Origin of the sequence: Pseudoalteromonas sp. TAE56, from assembly GCF_000497955.1 — a bacterium.
Classification (GTDB): Bacteria; Pseudomonadota; Gammaproteobacteria; order Enterobacterales; family Alteromonadaceae; genus Pseudoalteromonas.
The window spans coordinates 1-18,309 of sequence record NZ_AUTN01000099.1 but is presented as its reverse complement, the minus strand read 5'-3'; the positions used below and the strand labels follow the sequence as shown (position 1 = coordinate 18,309).

The following is an 18,309-nucleotide window of genomic DNA, read 5'->3' as shown; positions in this document are numbered from 1 at the left end:
CCCAGCCACAAGCGGCTGCATTACAAAGGGCAGTGAATAAAAAAGAGAGCCAATAACCACGCCCTGAAAACTAAACGCAAGCTGCGTACCCGTTAGCCAAAACCAAAACTGCCCAAAAGCGTGATCAGGCGAAAATAAAACAAGTAAGTAAAACCCTAACAACGTAGGCGGCAGCACTAAAGGCATTGCAATTAATGCCTCTAAAAATGGTTTAAATTTACCGTTATAGCCAGCAAGCTTGTAAGCCAGTGGAATACAAAAAACAAGAAGGAGCACTGCGGTTATAAAGGCAAGTTTTATAGTTAACCACAGCGCGGTTAAATCACTTTGAAGCATTGTTGTCCTTTATTCTGTAACCTAATTCAATTAACTGCTGCTGCGTAGCTTCTGCCATTAAAAATTGCATAAGTTGCTTAGCGCTAGCATGCTTTTTAGTCGAGCTAATAATAACGCCTTGTTGAATTATATCGGGATATTGATTGGTAGGCAGCACGGTGTAATCTAAATATTTTTGATCTTGCGTGTTACTGTAAGCCGCCTTTAGTGATGAAACAGCCACCAGCCCTACGCCTACATTACCGCTTTCAACAAACTGAAAAGCATGCGTAATGTTATTACCGTACACATAATTTACTGGCTTTTTAAAATGGTTATTCGCGTAATATTCTGAGGCACGCCCGTATGGTGAAAAACGCGGATTAGCAATGGCTACTTTATCATTTACTTTTTCAGCTTTTGGTTGCCACAAAGCAAGTTCGCCTAACGCATAAGTGATTAAACTGCTTTGATCGGCATAACCTTCTTTAATAAGTGATTGCGGTCGAAAATCGTCAGCCGATAAAAACACATCAAATGGCGCGCCATGCACTATTTGCGAATATAAAACACCGCTAGAAGCAGCTGATATTTTCACGTCAACATTAGGTAATGGGGATTTTTTTAGTAGGGTTCGCAATACAGTTTTAAAATTACTCGCTACGGCTACTTGCAGCGTTTCTTTTGCGTTTACGCTGCACGAAAGCATGCATGCTATACACAAAAAATAACCCAACCATGTATTGTAAAGCTTTGACATTATAAGTATTGTTTCAAAATAAAATGATTTAAGTAAGCAATATATATGAACGATGTTTGCAATGCACCCGGTTTATTACCAATTGAAACTGCAATACAAAATATACTTGGCTCAATAACGCCTGTTAAAGACGTTGAAACCATCACTATAATGCAAAGTGTTGATCGCGTTTTAGCAAGCGATGTTAAATCAACTATAAACGTACCCGCTCATAACAACTCTGCAATGGATGGCTATGCGCTGTGTATTTCAGATAAAAGCTTAACTTATACACAAGTAGGTAGCGTGTTTGCGGGTCAAGTTTTTGAAGGAACGCTTACCCCTGGGCAATGCGTAAGAATAATGACCGGCGCCGCCATTGCACCAGGCGCTAACGGCGTTGTAATGCAAGAAAACGCCTCGGTAGATGGCGATAAAATTACGTTCACCGCGCAACCAGAGCTAAATGAAAACGTGCGTTTTGCTGGCGAAGATATTGCAATAGACGATGTTATTTTAAAAGCAGGCGATAAATTAAAAGCCGTTGATGTGGGGTTACTTGCATCGTTGGGTATTGCCAATATAGACGTGGTGAGAACTTTAAAAATAGCCGTACTTTCTACAGGCGATGAGCTAATTGAACCTGGTCAGCCTCTTAAACAAGGCGCTATTTTTGAAAGTAACCGCGCTGTTATTATTAGTGCGCTGCAACAAAAAAATATCGACGTGATCGATTTAGGAATAATCCCTGATGACAAAGAACTCATCACCAATGCATTTTTAAAAGCGAATGAACTCGCCGATGCCGTAATAAGCTCAGGCGGCGTATCGGTTGGAGAAGCCGACTTTACTAAAGAAGTGCTCAACGAAATTGGCGAAATTCACTTTTGGAAAATAGCCATGAAACCAGGCAAACCTTTTGCCTTTGGTAAACTAAGTAACAGTTACTTTTTTGGCTTGCCAGGTAACCCTGTATCGGCCGCTGTTACATTTAATCAGTTAGTAGAGCCTGCACTGCAAAAACTGTCGGGTCTTGGTGAAGTAAACCCTAAAATGCGCTTTAACGCTGTTACTACATCCGTTATTAAAAAGCGCCCTGGCAGAGCCGACTTTCAACGCGGTACTGCAACAATTAACGAACAAGGTGACTTGATGGTTGCCCCGTTTAATAAACAGGGCTCGGGTGTACTTTCGTCGCTTAGTAAAGCTAACTGCTTAATTGTAGTGCCAGCACAAAGCGGCAATATCGAAAAAGGCGCAACAGTAAGTATTGAGTTGCTATAAAGTATTGAGGTGTTATAAAGCCTAACATGCTACAGCTAACTGTATAATTTAGCTGTAGCGCTATGTAGCCTCTAAAATATTTTTATGTTTAGAGTTTGGATTAAACAGTTTAACTTTTCGCTACGTCCTACAAACTCTTCTTTGCTCAACCTATTAACACACTTCAGCGCATTTTTAGTCGCAAAGTATCTGTCATAACTTAGGCTTCTTTCACATTTAACACTATACGTTGAGGGCCAAGAGCCACCGGCACCTGTTGCTATGCCAACTACGTTACATGTAGCATCTATATATTGCTCCCATGCTTTTATTTGCGCTTTAACTGCATCTACTTGGTAATCATCAGTTAGTTGAGGGTAGATCTCATCCATCATTTTACTGATTTTAGTTTTGTACCTATTGCCCTCTAAATTATAAGTATTGCCCGTGTGCATTGCACCGCCTTCTGGCCAATCATCAGTACTTTGTGCAAATGCGCCAAATGATGAAATAGCAAAAGCAAACCCAATAATAATTTTATTCATTTTAAATCCCTTTAATACCAATCTGCTTATATATGGGGTCTATTTAACGTTAAGAAAATTACGCTAGAACTAGGCAAAAATTTTTGTATCTAGTTGTTCTAAATAAAAAATTTTTAACGACGTTATAGTGCAATTTAATTCGTTAAATTGATCAAAGATTTATTCAGGTTGGTATAATAGTTAGACCAGATACCTGTAAAAAACGCCTATAAAAAATGCCGCTAAGCTTAACTGAGCGGCATTATATTATTCAATAAGCTTTTAAAGAAGCCTATTAAAAACCAAATATTTTTAAATCAAAAAACTTAGTCGCCACTGTATTTATAAATATTACAGCTAGAATGACAGGAATAAACGTTGAAAGTGAAAAGTTAACGTACTTTTCCATCAAGCTTCCCGCATAATTAGGCGAACCTAAGCTTAGCTCTTGTGTTAAGCGTGCTTTTTTCCAGCGGTACATTACAAACAAACACACCATTAAGCCATTAAGCGGTAAAATTGTGTCGTAAAATACATCAACAATAATATCAAAAAAGCTCTTACTAACGCCGCCATAACTGGTGAAAGATGTAAGGCTGTCAATCATACCAAACGACATTGTACATAAAATAGTAAGTACACCGGTTGAAAGTGTAAGGATGCCCAGTGCTTTTTTACGGCTAATACCTTTACGATCACTTAGTGTTGCAGTCGGGACTTCCACTATTGAAACAAGTGAAGTAATCGCTGCAAAAAATACTAATAAGAAGAATGAGAACGCAACAATAGACGCACCTACATAACCAATATCATTTTGCAGTGCTAATAATATTTTAGGTAGGTATACAAAAATCATTGATACGGACGAATCAGAAAGTGCTGATGGGTCTGTATTTGGGTCAAAGCTAAATATCGCTGGCAACACCATTAGCCCCGCTACAAACGCAACGAGTGAGTCAGTAATAGCGACCATTTTAGCACTGCTTACAATGTCATCTTTTTTAGAAATGTACGACGCGTAAGTCATTAATATACCCATACCCAGCGATAGCGAGAAAAACGCTTGGCTTAATGCGCCATTAAGTACACTTGCACTCATCTTAGAAAAATCAGGAATAATGTAGTATTTAACACCGGCCATTGCGTTATCAAGCGTTAATACATAAGTAACTAGAGCTAGTAGCATAACTAATAAAGCGGGCATTAAAAATTTGGCGGCTTTTTCTATGCCTTGTTTAACACCACCTAACAAAATTAAGTTAACGATAATAACCACAACAGCCATATAACCAAACACAGTGTAACTATTAATAAAAACACCAAAGTGGCCAGGATCTGCAAGTAAATCTAAATTACCGAGGCCTGTTTGCGTTAAATAACCAAAGATCCAAACCGTAATCACCATATAAAATACAGCAATCATAAATGGTGTAAGCACCGCAAAAAACCCAGCTAACTTCCATTTTTTATCGTTATTAGATAATAGTTTGTACGAACCAAGTGGATCTTTTTGAGCGTTACGACCCATTGCCATTTCAGCCATCATGACTGGTAAACAAATGAATATGACAAATAAAGCGTAAATTAATAAGAATGCGCCACCACCATTTTTAGTAGCAGAAACCGGAAAACCAACTAAATTACCAATACCAACAGCTGAACCGGCCGCTGCCATTATGAATCCAAGGCGGGAACTAAATCGTTCTCTATTTTCGCTCATGCATAAAACCTTTTTATTATTTTGTATATTTCAGCGACTCTACCAGTGTTACACAGAGATTTTCAAGCAATTACAGCTTAAAAATAAAATCGAAGTGTAAACCTGTGTAAATACGCTTTTAATTCACCAATTTTCAACGCTGTGGTAGTATTGCGTTAATCAAATTTAACAATTTTTATGAGATTCCTTATGTTGTACATGATTCACTCAACAGACGTTGAAAACAGCTTAGAGCTTAGAAAAGCAGCACGCCCGGCACATTTAGCACGCCTTAGTGAGCTTGATTCACAAAACCGTCTACTTACCGCCGGTCCATTACCGGCAGTCGATAGTGAAGATCCTCAAGAAGCAGGTTTTACCGGTTCATTAGTGGTTGCTGAATTTGAATCAATTGAAGCAGCTCGAGAGTGGGCAGCAGCAGACCCTTACGTTGCCGCTGGCATCTATGAAAATACAATTGTTAAACCTTTTAAAAAGGTATTTCCTGCTTAAAAAGTATTAAACCCTAGAGCGTGCGTTGCACTGTAATTCAGGGTTTGTTCACAGGATTTTAATTAAAATTATCAGGATAAAAACGAATTTACCGTTTTTACTTGAATTTTAGTAACTTAGTTAATTAAACTAAGTGAGTCTGGTCTAGGAGTTTTCCATTATGCGCGTATTATTAAGCCTCGGTTTTATTGCTTGTGTTAGCTTAGCTAACTTTAGTCAAGCAGCAACCGCCACCCAAGCATCTCATGCTGAGGTGGACAAAAAGAAAGCCGTAATACTCGCAAAGAAAACAATTGGCGGTAAGACATTAAAGATCACTGAAAAAACAGATTTTTATACCGTACGAATACTCAAATCTGACGGCCACGTCGTTGATTTACATATTAATAAAAAAACCGGCGAAGTGAAAAAGGATTAAAAATGCGAATTTTAGTTATAGAAGACGATTTACATTTAGCAGATAACCTACGTAATGCCTTAGAAAAAGAACGTTACAGCGTGGATTTATGCCACGATGGTGAAGCAGGTCTTTTCCACATTACAGAATACCCGCTTGATATGGCCGTAGTTGATTTAGGTTTACCTAAAATAGACGGTATTGAGCTAATTAATAAAGCACGAGCACAAGGCATTACAATCCCTATTTTAATCTTAACCGCGCGCGATCGCTGGCAAGATAAAGTAGAAGGTTTAGATGCAGGTGCCGATGACTACCTTACTAAGCCATTTCATGTTGAAGAGCTTATTGCCCGTTGTAATGCATTAATTCGTCGCAGTGCTGGTAAAGCAAATCCAGAAATGACTGCAGGTCCAATTAAAATCCATACACGTTCACAACAAGTATGGGTTGATGACAAAGAACTTAGCCTGACAGCTTACGAATATAAAGTACTTGAATACTTAATGGTAAATCCGCAAAAAGTAATTTCTAAATCAGAACTGACTGAGCACATTTACGACCAAGATTTCGACCTTGATTCAAACGTAATTGAAGTATTTGTACTACGTTTGCGTAAAAAGCTTGACCCTGAAGGCGTACTAAACCCAGTAGAAACACTACGTGGGCGTGGTTACAGGCTTAAAAGCCAGTGGTAATACCGCAAATATCGTTAAAAATAAGGCAAGGATTTATCCTTGTCTTTGTTTTGTTAGTCGCACTTCCTATCTTATTTTATTCAATTGGTAAGGCGTATTACGCTTCACTTGTTGATGCGACAGAAAAAACCCTCGAAGCACAACTCTACTCGCTAATATCTGAAGTCGATTTTACTGAGCATGGTATTATTATGCCCAGCACTATTTTAGCGCCTGAGTTAAACAGATTAAATTCTGATACCTACGCAATGATCTACCGCGATGATGACCCGGTTTGGAACTCAGAGTCGGCTGTAAATTTAAACTATGTACCTCAGCAAATAGAGACCAAAGCAGGTGCTGCCGACTTTAGGCGTGTTGAATATAATAATACCGCTTATTGGCAACTTAGTCTGACTGTAATTTTAAACAACATAGATCAATCAGAACAAGCTCGCTTTATATTAGTTAAACGTAACGACGCTCTACTTCGTTTAATGGATGGCTTTAAGCAAACCCTTGTAGATTGGATGTTTATCATGGGGATTGCAATTGCAGGCCTGATGGCGATTGGTTTCATTTGGAGCGCTCGCCCACTCCAACGACTCGATAAAGAAATAAAAGCGATTGAATCAGGCGATATTCAAGAAATTAAAGGCCTCTACCCAGTAGAACTGCAAACAATAAAAGCAGATCTAAACTTGCTACTTGAGTCGCAACAACGCCAAAAGGAACGCTATAGAGCCTCATTGAGCGACCTTGCTCATGCACTCAAAACGCCGCTGGCTGTATTAAAATCAAGTCCATTGGCAAACGATGCCGATGCACAAGAACAACTCGACCGCATTAATGTGATGATCGAGCACCAATTAAAACGTGCTGCAACAGGCGCATCAGACACATGGAAAAAACAAACCCCTGTTAAGCCAGTACTCGATTCAATACTCAGTGCTATGGCAAAAGTATATCGTGATAAAGATATTATTTTTAGCTGCACTGTAACTGAAAAAGATTATTTTTTAGGCGATCAAACAGATTTAATGGAATTACTCGGTAACTTGATTGATAACGCGTGTAAAGCATGTCGCTCGCAAGTAGAAATACAAGTATTCCAAAGTAAAACCCTGTGTATTGGAATTAGCGACGATGGTCCTGGCGTGCCAGAAGATAAGCGCGAATCTTTACTTACACGTGGTACTCGCCTCGATACTTATGAAAGCGGGCACGGCGTAGGCATGGCGATTGTATCAGATTTAGTTAAGTCGTATCACGGTACGCTAACCATTACCGATGCTGATAAGTTAGCCGGCGCTCAATTTATCTTAGAGTTTAATTACAATGACAAAAAGTAACTATTTATTAAAACTCACTGCCATTGTGCTATTAGCTACAAGCCAGTACAGCTTGGCAGATGAGGCATGTACTTTAGCCGCTAAAGCAACAACCGATGAAGCTAAGCGGTATATTCAATGCCTAGATACCCAAATTGATAAAGCAAAGCAAGTACAAGGCAGTTGGATACAAAAGCGCAAATATGAGCTAACTAAATCACAAGAAAGCACAGGTAATACTCAAGTACTTCCGTTATTTATGCGTAGCATTACTAATAGCGAAAAGTACCTGGAGAGCGCCTGCCAATGGCGCTATTTAATAAAACTTCCTAATGCGACAACAGCTGCAATTAGCTATAAGCTCTGTGAAATTGAGCTTATAAATCAATTTACAGAATCACTAAAACACCCATTCTAACGAAACTAATTAGTTAAGTTATTCTGTACACTCCCCGCTCCGCTTGACAATTTATTTATATCAAAACAAACTATCTACTAGTAGATTGCTAAATGGGTAATAAAAATGACTAAACCAGTAATAATTATAGGTGGCGGACTTGCCGGCTTATACTGTGCGTATAAATTACAACAACTTAATATTCCGTTCTTATTACTGGAAGCTAAATCGCAATTAGGCGGTCGAATTTTTGCCGCGCAATCACCAATAAATAACGATGTTAGTTTTGATTTGGGCCCTACGTGGATATTTCCCCACCAACCAAAAATTCAAGCTTTAGTAAAGTCATTCAACTTGAGTATATTTGAGCAATACAACAAAGGTGATGTGTTATATCAAGCACCTAATTCCAAGCAGCCTCAACAAATTGCAGGTGCTGGAGATATGCAGTTATTTAGGCTTAAGCACGGCATGAATACCTTAATAACTGCCTTATACGCGCAACTTAATCCTGATTCTGTGTTATTAGAACACAATGTCACTGAGCTTAAAAAAGGTGATAACAACTGGCAAATTACGGTAAATCACTTAGGTAATATTAAGCACTTTACTACTGAAAAACTAATTTCAGCAGTTCCTGCTCGTATGGTTACAACACACTTAACACCTGAACTATGGGCGACTCCAACACTCATAAACCGCCTTAGTAGTGTACCTACATGGATGGCAGGACAAGCCAAATTTATAGCTACTTTTGAACATGCATTTTGGCGTGATAAAAACTTATCAGGGCAGTGCTTTAGCCGCGTAGGCCCTATGGCCGAGATTCACGATGCCAGTGCTGAAGATGGCAATTACGCCGCATTATTTGGCTTTATAGGTGTGCCCTACTTATCACGAAATCAAGTAACTCAAGAGCAATTAATTCAAGCTTGTGTCCAGCAGCTTAGCTACTTTTATGGTAAAGATGCAGAAAAGGCAACGGGGTACTTTATTAAAGACTGGGCAGACGATAAATTTGTAGCGAATAGAGACGATCAAACTCAGCCTTCACAGCACCCTGAATTTGATTTTTCTGGCTTGGATGAGCAATTAAATAACCTAAATATTCATTTTGTAGCGAGTGAGTTTGCAAAACAAGAAGCGGGATATTTAGAAGGCGCAATAAACGCAGTGGATGACGCTATTAAATTGTTTGTTAATTAATAGTCTTGTATTTACTGTTAACGTAGCCATCAAGGGCTTTAATTTTACAGCCCTTGATGGTTATAGATGTTAGTTATTTTTAGCAACGTCTTCGCCACTGCCTAGTAGAGTGGCAACCCACCTACCTTCTGCACTGGCTTCTAGGGCTATTTTTACAATCATAGTTAATGGCACAGATAAAAGCATACCTACAGTACCTAATAACCAGCCCCAAAATATTAATGATAAAAATACTACTAGCGTTGAAAGACCTAGCCCTTTGCCCAAAAATTTAGGCTCTACAATATTACCCATTACCGTATTTATTGTTAAATAACCTGCAGCAACCAATCCCGCAATTAACGGGCCTTGAGTAATAAGCGCAAGTAATACTGCCGGTACAGCCGCAATAATTGACCCTATGTTAGGAATGTAATTGAACATAAACGCCAATACGCCCCAAAGCACAAAGTAGTCTACATCCAAAATCCATAAGTAAAACGCAGCAATAATACCCGTACCTAAACTTACTAGCGTTTTAATTGCCAAATATGAATTAATAGACTCTAAAAAGCGGTCAATTTGCTTCATTTTGCTATCAGGATCTTCAAGTGCCATGTGTATTTTTTTGCTCAGCATTGGCCCTTCAAACAGCATAAAAACAACAGTTAAAATAATTAAAAACATGTTTGCCATTACGCCACCTAAACCAGTGAGCATATTGGTGGCTACATCAACCATTTTACCTGGGTCGAACATATTGATTAACTGATCTTTATTGATCAATATATTGTATTGAGATGCTAAATCTACCAGCCATACAAATTCTTCTTTGAGTTGTGTTTTATACTCAGGAAGTTGCTGCGAAAAATCATTTATTGATTGCCCTACAAGCCCGCCAAGGCTCACACCTAAGCCAACTATAATAAGCACCACCAACATAACAGCAATGCCTTTAGGAATTCGGTAGCGCGCAAAAAACCTGATTAGCGGATTACAAATAATGGCAATAAACGCTGCCAAAATAAACGGAATAATAATTACACTTGCTGCTTTTATCCCCGCGAGTACGACCACTAAGGAAGCAAAAACTATTAAGCTTTTATTTACTCCAGTTAAACTTGCCAATTTATTAATCCTTTTATTAATTATATGGCCTTAGTGTAAGGCAAAAGGTAATTAAATGAAATAATGACGAAGTGATCATAAAAGCCTGTTTTACGTATAAATTTGCAAAGCTGTTTGCTAGCGAGTATGTTTTTTAATCACTTGCTACTATTTTATTGTAAGGATTAATAATGCATATATTTGTTACTGGCGCGACGGGATTAATTGGTAAGCACTTATGCCCTTTTTTACTTCATCATAATACTGTTACTGTGCTTAGCCGAAATCCAACTAAAGCTAACGTATTACTGGGACATAAAGTTAAAGCCGTAAGCAATGTTAATACAGTAGATTTTAACACCGTTGATATTGTTATTAATCTAGCTGGCGAACCGATTGTAAATAAACGCTGGAGCGACAAGCAAAAGCAAATAATACGCGACAGCCGTATTGGTATTACACAACAAATTAGCGAAGCTATTAAAGCTTGTAGCACTCCCCCGCATACTTTTATTTCTGGAAGTGCTGTAGGCTTTTATGGTCGACAAAATAGTAACACTATTGATGAAACCTGTGAAAACCCTCACGACGAATTTAGCCACCAGCTTTGTAAAGACTGGGAAAGTGCAGCTTTACTAGCGCAATCAGAACAAACCAGAGTGTGCCTATTACGTACGGGTATTGTTTTGGCCAAAAAAGGTGGGGCATTAAGTAAAATGCTACCCGCTTTTAAATTATGCTTGGGTGGCCCTATTGGTGATGGCGAGCAAGGTATGTCGTGGATACACATCGACGATATGATTCAGCTAATACTTTTTATTATTAGACATCCTGAAATATCAGGTCCTGTTAACGCAACTGCACCAAACCCTGTGAGCAACGCTCAATTTAGTAAAAGCTTAGGCGAGGCGTTATCACGACCTGCATTTATCCCTATGCCAACCGTAGTGCTTAAGCTATTAATGGGTGAAATGTCAGACTTACTTACAACGGGGCAATTTGTAGTTCCTAAAAAAGTACTAGCTCATAATTATCGTTTTCATCATCCAGATATTAAATCAGCTTTAGAGAGCTTGGTTTAGCGGGCGTTAATAATTCTTAAGGTAGAATGCAGAAAATTGAAAAGCAATCCTTTTAACCGAATTGACCTTTTCTTATTAATACATAATAATTACACACTTAATTGAATATATATTTCATCATTTTATAATAAAGAGAATAAATCATGTTTCATTTGCCTACTGTGATCTTCCTCTCTTTTATTCTTAACTTACTCATAAGCTTATTCTTTCTCTCAATTTATAAATATAAAAAACAAACATCTTTTCTACTATTTGGTTTAGCCTGTGCCACATTTGCGCTAGCAGAAATACTGGCATGTTTGCGCTTATACATAGACTTTCCTTTGATAACCCACTACTTGGCTAGTATTTCTATGATTATGAGCCCACTTTTAATTATTATTGGGCTATATAAATATAAAAATATACAGAATATTAGTCTAATGCCTCTTTACTGCATATTTGGGTTTTCTGGTTTATTGTTATTGGCAATTTATCCTTTCGAAGCAGCAAAAATGCTAACGAGCTTAGTAATTGCCGGATTATTTATTTACACGGCGTATTTAATCAAAAGCATGAGCTTTGTTGCTAAAGCCCAGAAAAAGGCGTTGATCACCTGCTTTTTAGTGCACAGCGGTGTTATGTTTTTAAACGTAATATTTCTACTAATACCGGTACTGAGCTCGAGTATTCAGGATGTAGCAACGCCTTTACAAATTGTGCTTATTAGTCATTTACTATTAGCCACTCTAAGTGCTCTTATACTGCCATTTTTGTTATTTTCTAATAGTGAATACACGCTATCGAACCTTGCGAACACCGACTCTCTTACACAATTATTTAATCGAAGAGGCTTCTTTAATAATGCCAAAGAAACCCTTAAACAACCTAACAACAATGATAAAAACGTATCTGTAATTATCCTAGATATCGATTTTTTCAAGCGTGTAAATGATAAGTACGGCCACGACACCGGCGATCAAGCAATTAAATGGATTGCGCAGCACATAAAAGAGCAATTTATTGATGAAGGTATTTGCGCCAGAATAGGCGGTGAAGAGTTTGCTATATTACTACCAGACTATTCTCTACGAGCAGCTAAAGAATATGCAGAGCACTTACGTGAAAATATTTCTAAGCATCCATTTTATTATCAAAACTCGCATATTAACCTATCTGTAAGCGCCGGTGTGAGTAGTGCACTAAATGGTAAAATGAGTGTAAAAGACTTACTGTCGCTGGCTGATAAGCGCCTTTATCTTGCTAAAGAAACTGGCAGAGATAAAGTAGTCAGCTTTGACGAGAAAAACCTCTTAATGCAGTGCTAATTATTTTATAAGTAATTATAAAAAAGGCCCCTCTTATAAAAACGTGGTAACCCTTTGTACTTATAGCGACCAGTTCCTATTAAGTTATATCAATTAGCTCAAGTGTTTATGCAGGTTACCTCTACATAAAAAAAGCCCTTCATTCGAAGGGCTTTGGTATACACACAATAGAGTTAATAAACTACTTACAAGACAATGTAGCTTCGCCTGCCTTATTTGGCACAAACTGAATATTAGCTACAGAAATTGATGCTTTACCATTGCTGCGTAAGCTAAATGGGCTTGTTAGGTTTGCAAAATTAACACCCTTATCAGCAAAGCAACCTAAATCGATTGATACTGACTGCCATTTATTCTCAATGGTTTTATCCACTACGTTTGCTAAATCAATGCTTGCACCACATTCACCCGAGCAAGTCATAGCAAGTGCTATATCGCTCGTTAGTGCTTCGTTTAATTTAATATCAAAGCTAATCACACTATCGGCTTCAACATAGGCAATGGTATCTTCTGCAAAGCTTGTTACTATTTCAGCACTGGCTTTTTCTGTACCGCTGAAGTTAAATTGGCGCGCGTCTTCTTGTACTGTTTTGTCCTCAGTACGATATTTAATTGCACCAAATTCATGGGTACTACTCGATACATCTAAAAGCTCATCGCCCGATTTTAACAATAAGCGCCATGGTGCTACAGGTGCACCAACAAGTATATCCATACTCGTAAGCCCAGAGTTATCAAGTTTAGAGTCTTCATCAAGGTCGTCAGCTAACACATTTTTATCGCCGTACGATAAGCCAAAACCATAAGGGAGTAATGGGTCGTAATTTTCATCGCCTTTATTAACCGCAGTTTGTACTGCTGATTTAGGCCAAGAAAACGATAATTTACCTTTAAAGTTATTTTGAATCGTGCCGTCTGCCGCTTTTAATAAAACATCAGCAATACCTGCGCCTTCTGTACCTGGCAACCATGCAGCTACAAACGCGTCAGATGCGTTAAGTTCGCTGTTAACCCACATAGGTCGACCTGATATAAACACAGATACAACAGGAATGCCTTGCTCTTTTAGTGAGTTTAAAAGTGCTAATGACTTTTTATTTCCGCGCTCAAACTCAAGGTTATCTTTATCGCCGTGCCCTTCTGCGTAAGGTTCTTCACCAAATACAACAATGGCAACATCAGGACGTTGCTCAAACGTACCATCAGCGCTTAAAGTAACACTTCCACCTGCTGCAGATATTTGATCTTCAAGCCCTTTATATATCGAAGTAGCACCAGGGAAATCAGCATTTTTATTATTAGTACCTTGCCACGTAATACTCCAACCACCCGACTGTTTACCTATATTATCGGCACCATCACCTGCAACAAGTACGCGTTGATTAGCTGCGATAGGCAATAGGTTATTTTTATTTTTGAGTAACACAAGTGATTCGCGCACAGCTTGACGTGCTACTTCGCGGTGCTCTTGGGCACCAATTAGCTCTGTTTTTCCAGAGTAAAGACGCTTAGCCGGGCTTGGTTTATCAAATAAACCAGCGCGAAGTTTTACGCGTAATATTCTGCTCACTGCGTCATCAATACGCGACATACTAATTTCGCCTGACTTAACTTGCGCAATTGTATTGTTATAAAGAGGCTTCCAGGCACCTGTTGGCACCATGAAAATATCAAGGCCAGCATTAACGGCTTGCGCACAACTTTCGTTAGTACAGCCTTCAATTTGACCGTGACCGTTCCAATCGCCTACTACAAATCCATCAAAACCCATTCGTGTTTTTAATACATCAGTAAGTAGATATTTATTGCCGTGATTTTTAACGCCATTCCAGCTATTGAACGATGCCATAACCGATTGGCTACCTGCTGATAAACCGCCTACATAGCCTTGTGCGTGAATATCAAATAATGATTGTTCACTGTCGATGTTATTACCCTGATCATCCCCATCAACCGTGCCACCGTCACCAATAAAGTGCTTAACGGTACTAATTACACGCTTGTCACTTAAAAAGTCGCCATCGGCTTTACCTTGTAAGCCATTTACTATGGCTGCTGAGTAATCATGTACAATTTTTGGATCTTCTGAGTAACCTTCGTAGGTTCTTCCCCAGCGATCGTCGCGCACTACGGCAACTGTGGGTGCAAATACCCAATCAATACCCGTAGCCATTACCTCTACTGCAGTAATCGATGCTATTTGCTCGATTAAATCAGGATTATTCGCCGCGCCTAAACCAATGTTGTGTGGAAATAACGTCGCACCAATTACATTATTATGGCCATGTACTGCATCGGTGCCCCACATAGTTGGGATACTACTGCCATCAACTGAGTCATCGACAGAAGCTTGATAAAAGCTCTCTGCTAAGGCTACCCAGTCCATTGGTGTTGCATGTTTGTCGCCATTAGGGAATGCGCCACCGCCATTAAGGTATGAACCGAAGCCATATTTACGCATGTCTTCAACGGTAATATCACGAATTTCTGGCTGAATCATTTGAGCAACCTTTTGCTCAAGTGTCATGGCTTTTAAATAGTTAACTATTTTAGCCTCAATATCGGCATCTTTTTTAACGGCAATATTAAGTTTTGGCCAAATTTGCGCTGTTTTAGATAACGTTTCATTAGTTTCAACCGATGTCACTGCGTCGTTTGAACAAGCCGATAAAGTACCTACTGATGCAATTAATGTTGCTAAGGCTATTTTATTAAGTGTAAAAGGGGTTTTCATTATAGAGTCTCCTGCGCATGAACTGGTTTGCTACCGCTTAAACCATAGAACACGATAAATATGTAACATAAAATAGGTAAAACATACGAAAGTTGAACACCCACACTGTCAGCAAGTGCACCTTGTAAAAGTGGCACTATTGCACCACCCACAATCGCCAAACACAAAATACCAGAGCCTTGAGCTGTATGTTTGCCAAGTCCATTTAACGCTAAACTAAAAATAGTGGGGAACATAATAGAATTGAATAAACCAACCAATAGTATTGACCACATTGCTAATTGACCCGACGTGCTCATGGCAATAACAACTAAAATAATAGCCATGGTTGCGTTAAAGCCAAGTACTTTACCAGCAGGTAATTTTTGCATTACAGCAGCACCAATAAAACGCCCAACCATAGCACCACCAAAATAATAAGTGATGTAATGAGCTGCAGCATGCTCTTTTAGCCCTGCTATATTTTCTTGTGCTAAAAAGCTTACTAAAAAGCTACCAATTGCCACTTCGGCGCCTACATACATAAATATACCCACAGCACCTAATACAAGATGGCGATACTGCCAAGCACTGCCTTCAATTACCTCTGATTTTTCGGCTTCTGCTTTTTGCTCGCTCATAATGTCTGGTAATTTAAGCCATGCAAAAATACCGGCTAGTAAAATAAGCATTGCAGCTAAAAGGAGGTAAGGAAGTTGTACTGATTCTGCATTTTGTGCAGGTGTTAAAAAGGCTTCTGACGCTGAGTCCAGAATTAACAGAGCACCAAATGATGGCGCAACCGTAGTACCTAACGCGTTAAAAGCTTGGGTTAGTGTTAAACGAGACGACGCAGTTTTTGCTGAACCCAACAAACTTACATAAGGATTTGCAGATACTTGTAATAACGTTATGCCACTGGCTAGTACAAATAAAGCAAATAAAAACACAGGATAACTATGTAAAGACGCTGCTGGGTAAAATAAGATACACCCTACTGCCGCAATTAAAAGCCCAACCACGATTCCTTTTTTATAACCAAGCTTTTTAACAATGTATCCACTAGGGAGTGACATTAAAAAGTAAGCGCCAAAAAAGCAAAACTGCACAAGCATTGCTTGAACATAAGTTAAATCGAAAACCGCTTTTAAATGCGGAATCAAAATATCATTTAAGCAGGTAATAAAACCCCACATAAAAAATAGTGAAGTTAAAGATGTAAGTGCAAAACCATAGTTTTTATCTTGGTGGTTTTGCGACTGTGTGTGTGATGTCAGTGGTGCTGAACTAGCCATGTGCTCTCCGCAATTTATTATTATAAATTGATCTTCAGTAAGTAATTAATACAAACCCCGCTAAGGCGCAGTATTAAAGAGTTGACCTGAAGATTAATTAACATTAATCTAAAAATGTAAGCGCTTTCACGGCTAATTAAATACGAACATGTTACATATTTCAACAACTTTTATTTTTAATAATGTTTTGTAACCGCTGAAAGTCAGTAAAAATAGGCGCTAAGCGTGCAATTAAGTTCTCAAAAAGGTTTGTAACCAATGACAAAAATATCATTACCATTTAATTCACCTCTATTAACAAAAGACTTTGTTTATGGTGTAGCAACAGCATCATTTCAGATAGAGGGCGGGTATGAGCATCGCTTACCGTGTATTTGGGATACCTTTTGTAGTACTGCAGGTAAAATTGCTGATAATTCACATGGTCATATTGCCTGCGATCATTACAACAATTGGCAACAAGACATAGATTTAATAGAGTCTCTAGGTGTTGATGCTTACAGGCTTTCTATTTCATGGCCTCGCGTTATGACTCAAGACGGAAAGTTAAATCCTGTAGATACCATCTCTCATTTTAAGCTTCAAGGTCGTATTTAACTTTCTTGGAGCTTAAACGCTTCTTGGTTTTTTATTACACCAAAACATATATGAATGAGCTTTCGCATATTTGCACACACAGCTTGCATCGGTGTTTTACCATTATTTATTAACGTTAACTTATGTCGTTTTATTGTTTTATTCCATTGCCCTGCAACAATGGCCGCCATATAAAGTTTACATCGAATTCTGGCTGGCCCAAGTTTACTGATTGATGTTCGCCCTTTTAATTTACCCGATTCATTATGCCGTGGAATTAATCCACAATAAGCCGCCGCTTCTTTGGCTTTATTAAATTTTTTAGCCGCAAATAAATACGTCAGCTCTCTCGATAATACGGGCCCTATGCCAGGGATAGACTCAAGTAGTTTCCTGTTTCTTTTTAAATCAGGTTCATTATCTATGTGGTTATCAATGTCAGATTTAAGCTGTTTAATTTCGTCATCTAAAAACGCGATAGTTACTTTTATCGATTGGCAAACACGCGCGGAAACGTTGCTGAATTCACTTGCTTCTAATCGGTTAGCTTCTCGTTGTCGGTTACTCTCAAGCGCATCTAAACGACGGATAAGGGCTTTAAGCTCTCTAACTTCTAATGCATCAGGTTGCCAATAACTAACGACTGCGTGCTTAGCACAGCCGTAATGAGCAAGCATCGTTGCATCAGATTTGTCTGTTTTATGAATTATGTTTAAAGCGTCTGCATACTTTTTAGCTTTACCGGGATTCGCTAAAATAATATTAAAGCCTTGCTCGTGTAAAAAATACATCAGTGCTTCATGATAAACACCCGTTGGTTCGAGGGTGATAACGAGCTCATTAGCAGCGCTTTTAGTTGTATTTAAAAGCCATTTTTCTATTGCTAAAAAGTCTTGATGCTTGTTTTTAAAGACTTTTGTTTTAATTTTGTTTGTAAGCTGGTCTCTCAACCACGATAAATCAATCTTCTCTTTACTAATATCAATGCCGATAAACATCATCTCTACTTACTCCCCTTGTACATACAGCATCTACTTAAAAAAAGTGTGCTTGGATACCATTCAGTTTGTGAGAATAGAAAGTCAGGGCTTTATCTACGGCGCAGTATTAAATACTAGGCGTAAAGGCAAGCTCACTGACTTCGATGTGATAAATGATAGCTAATCATTAATCAATGAGAGATACAAGG

General features: G+C 38.6%; 17 protein-coding genes and 1 pseudogene. 10 read left to right on the top strand and 8 right to left on the bottom strand.

The window, feature by feature from the left end:
* Positions 1-336: hypothetical protein (locus L656_RS0110130; RefSeq protein ID WP_024599120.1), on the bottom strand; the 336-nt coding region annotated here is incomplete at its 3' end.
* A complete protein-coding gene (modA, locus tag L656_RS0110125) occupies positions 323-1,024 on the bottom strand; it encodes a molybdate ABC transporter substrate-binding protein (protein WP_024599119.1) in 702 nt (233 codons plus the stop codon). The genes modA and L656_RS0110130, both read right to left, overlap by 14 nt.
* Before the next feature lie 96 nt (positions 1,025-1,120).
* Between modA and moeA the strand changes: the two genes are divergently transcribed.
* The gene (gene moeA / locus L656_RS0110120; RefSeq protein WP_024599118.1) at positions 1,121-2,338 is read left to right on the top strand and encodes a molybdopterin molybdotransferase MoeA; all 1,218 of its coding nucleotides are present in this window, start codon (positions 1,121-1,123) and stop codon (positions 2,336-2,338) included.
* A 71-nt stretch (positions 2,339-2,409) separates the two neighbouring features.
* Here the strand turns inward: moeA and L656_RS0110115 are convergent, their stop codons facing one another.
* Positions 2,410-2,862, bottom strand: coding sequence for a hypothetical protein (locus L656_RS0110115; protein WP_024599117.1), 453 nt, complete (start codon positions 2,860-2,862; stop codon positions 2,410-2,412).
* A gap of 274 nt (positions 2,863-3,136) precedes the next feature.
* Positions 3,137-4,561: a sodium-dependent transporter gene (locus L656_RS0110110; RefSeq protein WP_024599116.1), complete on the bottom strand. Its 1,425-nt coding sequence runs from the start codon at positions 4,559-4,561 to the stop codon at positions 3,137-3,139.
* A gap of 189 nt (positions 4,562-4,750) precedes the next feature.
* Between L656_RS0110110 and L656_RS0110105 the strand changes: the two genes are divergently transcribed.
* The 6 genes from L656_RS0110105 to L656_RS0110080 all read left to right on the top strand — a co-directional run bounded on the left by L656_RS0110105 (position 4,751) and on the right by L656_RS0110080 (position 9,061).
* Positions 4,751-5,053 (top strand): YciI family protein, encoded by a 303-nt coding sequence (locus L656_RS0110105; RefSeq protein WP_024599115.1) that lies wholly within the window; start codon positions 4,751-4,753, stop codon positions 5,051-5,053.
* A 160-nt stretch (positions 5,054-5,213) separates the two neighbouring features.
* Complete coding sequence (locus L656_RS0110100; protein WP_024594903.1) at positions 5,214-5,471, top strand: PepSY domain-containing protein; 258 nt, start codon at positions 5,214-5,216, stop codon at positions 5,469-5,471.
* A gap of 2 nt (positions 5,472-5,473) precedes the next feature.
* Positions 5,474-6,148, top strand: coding sequence for a response regulator transcription factor (locus tag L656_RS0110095; RefSeq protein ID WP_007375447.1), 675 nt, complete (start codon positions 5,474-5,476; stop codon positions 6,146-6,148).
* On the top strand, positions 6,142-7,479 hold the full coding sequence (locus tag L656_RS0110090; protein ID WP_024599114.1) for an ATP-binding protein: 1,338 nt from the start codon (positions 6,142-6,144) through the stop codon (positions 7,477-7,479). The genes L656_RS0110095 and L656_RS0110090 overlap by 7 nt, the downstream gene beginning before the upstream one ends.
* Positions 7,466-7,876, top strand: coding sequence for a hypothetical protein (locus tag L656_RS0110085; RefSeq protein WP_024599113.1), 411 nt, complete (start codon positions 7,466-7,468; stop codon positions 7,874-7,876). The genes L656_RS0110090 and L656_RS0110085 overlap by 14 nt, the downstream gene beginning before the upstream one ends.
* A 105-nt stretch (positions 7,877-7,981) precedes the next feature.
* The gene (locus L656_RS0110080; protein ID WP_024599112.1) at positions 7,982-9,061 is read left to right on the top strand and encodes a flavin monoamine oxidase family protein; all 1,080 of its coding nucleotides are present in this window, start codon (positions 7,982-7,984) and stop codon (positions 9,059-9,061) included.
* A gap of 69 nt (positions 9,062-9,130) precedes the next feature.
* Here the strand turns inward: L656_RS0110080 and L656_RS0110075 are convergent, their stop codons facing one another.
* Positions 9,131-10,168 carry an AI-2E family transporter gene (locus L656_RS0110075; protein WP_024599111.1) on the bottom strand — a complete coding sequence of 346 codons (1,038 nt, stop codon included), beginning with the start codon at positions 10,166-10,168 and terminating at the stop codon, positions 9,131-9,133.
* Between the two features lie 170 nt (positions 10,169-10,338).
* Between L656_RS0110075 and L656_RS0110070 the strand changes: the two genes are divergently transcribed.
* Both L656_RS0110070 and L656_RS0110065 read left to right on the top strand, forming a co-directional pair.
* Positions 10,339-11,229, top strand: a complete 891-nt coding sequence (locus tag L656_RS0110070; protein ID WP_024599110.1) for a TIGR01777 family oxidoreductase — start codon at positions 10,339-10,341, stop codon at positions 11,227-11,229.
* 353 nt (positions 11,230-11,582) lie between these two features.
* Positions 11,583-12,536 carry a GGDEF domain-containing protein gene (locus tag L656_RS0110065; protein WP_080668963.1) on the top strand — a complete coding sequence of 318 codons (954 nt, stop codon included), beginning with the start codon at positions 11,583-11,585 and terminating at the stop codon, positions 12,534-12,536.
* 181 nt (positions 12,537-12,717) lie between these two features.
* On the opposite strand, the gene L656_RS0110060 is transcribed toward L656_RS0110065, so the two are convergent.
* Both L656_RS0110060 and L656_RS0110055 read right to left on the bottom strand, forming a co-directional pair.
* Positions 12,718-15,270, bottom strand: a complete 2,553-nt coding sequence (locus L656_RS0110060; protein WP_024599108.1) for a glycoside hydrolase family 3 protein — start codon at positions 15,268-15,270, stop codon at positions 12,718-12,720.
* Positions 15,270-16,544, bottom strand: coding sequence for a sugar MFS transporter (locus L656_RS0110055; protein ID WP_024599107.1), 1,275 nt, complete (start codon positions 16,542-16,544; stop codon positions 15,270-15,272). The genes L656_RS0110060 and L656_RS0110055 overlap by 1 nt, the downstream gene beginning before the upstream one ends.
* A gap of 258 nt (positions 16,545-16,802) precedes the next feature.
* Between L656_RS0110055 and L656_RS0110045 the strand changes: the two are divergent.
* Positions 16,803-17,099 (top strand): annotated as a pseudogene (locus L656_RS0110045) (family 1 glycosylhydrolase); the annotation flags it as partial.
* A 38-nt stretch (positions 17,100-17,137) separates the two neighbouring features.
* Here the strand turns inward: L656_RS0110045 and L656_RS0110040 are convergent.
* A complete protein-coding gene (locus tag L656_RS0110040) occupies positions 17,138-18,121 on the bottom strand; it encodes an IS110 family transposase (protein WP_024599096.1) in 984 nt (327 codons plus the stop codon).
* Between the last annotated feature and the right edge of the window lie 188 nt (positions 18,122-18,309).

What these genes read in the sequence shown, in the direction of transcription:
- modA (WP_024599119.1), bottom strand. Translation starts at nt 1,024, where the DNA reads ATGCTTTCGTGCAGCGTAAACGCAAAAGAAACGCTGCAAGTAGCCGTA.
- moeA (WP_024599118.1), top strand. Translation starts at nt 1,121, where the DNA reads ATGAACGATGTTTGCAATGCACCCGGTTTATTACCAATTGAAACTGCA.
- L656_RS0110115 (WP_024599117.1), bottom strand. Translation starts at nt 2,862, where the DNA reads ATGAATAAAATTATTATTGGGTTTGCTTTTGCTATTTCATCATTTGGC.
- L656_RS0110110 (WP_024599116.1), bottom strand. Translation starts at nt 4,561, where the DNA reads ATGAGCGAAAATAGAGAACGATTTAGTTCCCGCCTTGGATTCATAATG.
- L656_RS0110105 (WP_024599115.1), top strand. Translation starts at nt 4,751, where the DNA reads ATGTTGTACATGATTCACTCAACAGACGTTGAAAACAGCTTAGAGCTT.
- L656_RS0110100 (WP_024594903.1), top strand. Translation starts at nt 5,214, where the DNA reads ATGCGCGTATTATTAAGCCTCGGTTTTATTGCTTGTGTTAGCTTAGCT.
- L656_RS0110095 (WP_007375447.1), top strand. Translation starts at nt 5,474, where the DNA reads ATGCGAATTTTAGTTATAGAAGACGATTTACATTTAGCAGATAACCTA.
- L656_RS0110085 (WP_024599113.1), top strand. Translation starts at nt 7,466, where the DNA reads ATGACAAAAAGTAACTATTTATTAAAACTCACTGCCATTGTGCTATTA.
- L656_RS0110080 (WP_024599112.1), top strand. Translation starts at nt 7,982, where the DNA reads ATGACTAAACCAGTAATAATTATAGGTGGCGGACTTGCCGGCTTATAC.
- L656_RS0110070 (WP_024599110.1), top strand. Translation starts at nt 10,339, where the DNA reads ATGCATATATTTGTTACTGGCGCGACGGGATTAATTGGTAAGCACTTA.
- L656_RS0110065 (WP_080668963.1), top strand. Translation starts at nt 11,583, where the DNA reads ATGATTATGAGCCCACTTTTAATTATTATTGGGCTATATAAATATAAA.
- L656_RS0110060 (WP_024599108.1), bottom strand. Translation starts at nt 15,270, where the DNA reads ATGAAAACCCCTTTTACACTTAATAAAATAGCCTTAGCAACATTAATT.
- L656_RS0110055 (WP_024599107.1), bottom strand. Translation starts at nt 16,544, where the DNA reads ATGGCTAGTTCAGCACCACTGACATCACACACACAGTCGCAAAACCAC.
- L656_RS0110040 (WP_024599096.1), bottom strand. Translation starts at nt 18,121, where the DNA reads ATGATGTTTATCGGCATTGATATTAGTAAAGAGAAGATTGATTTATCG.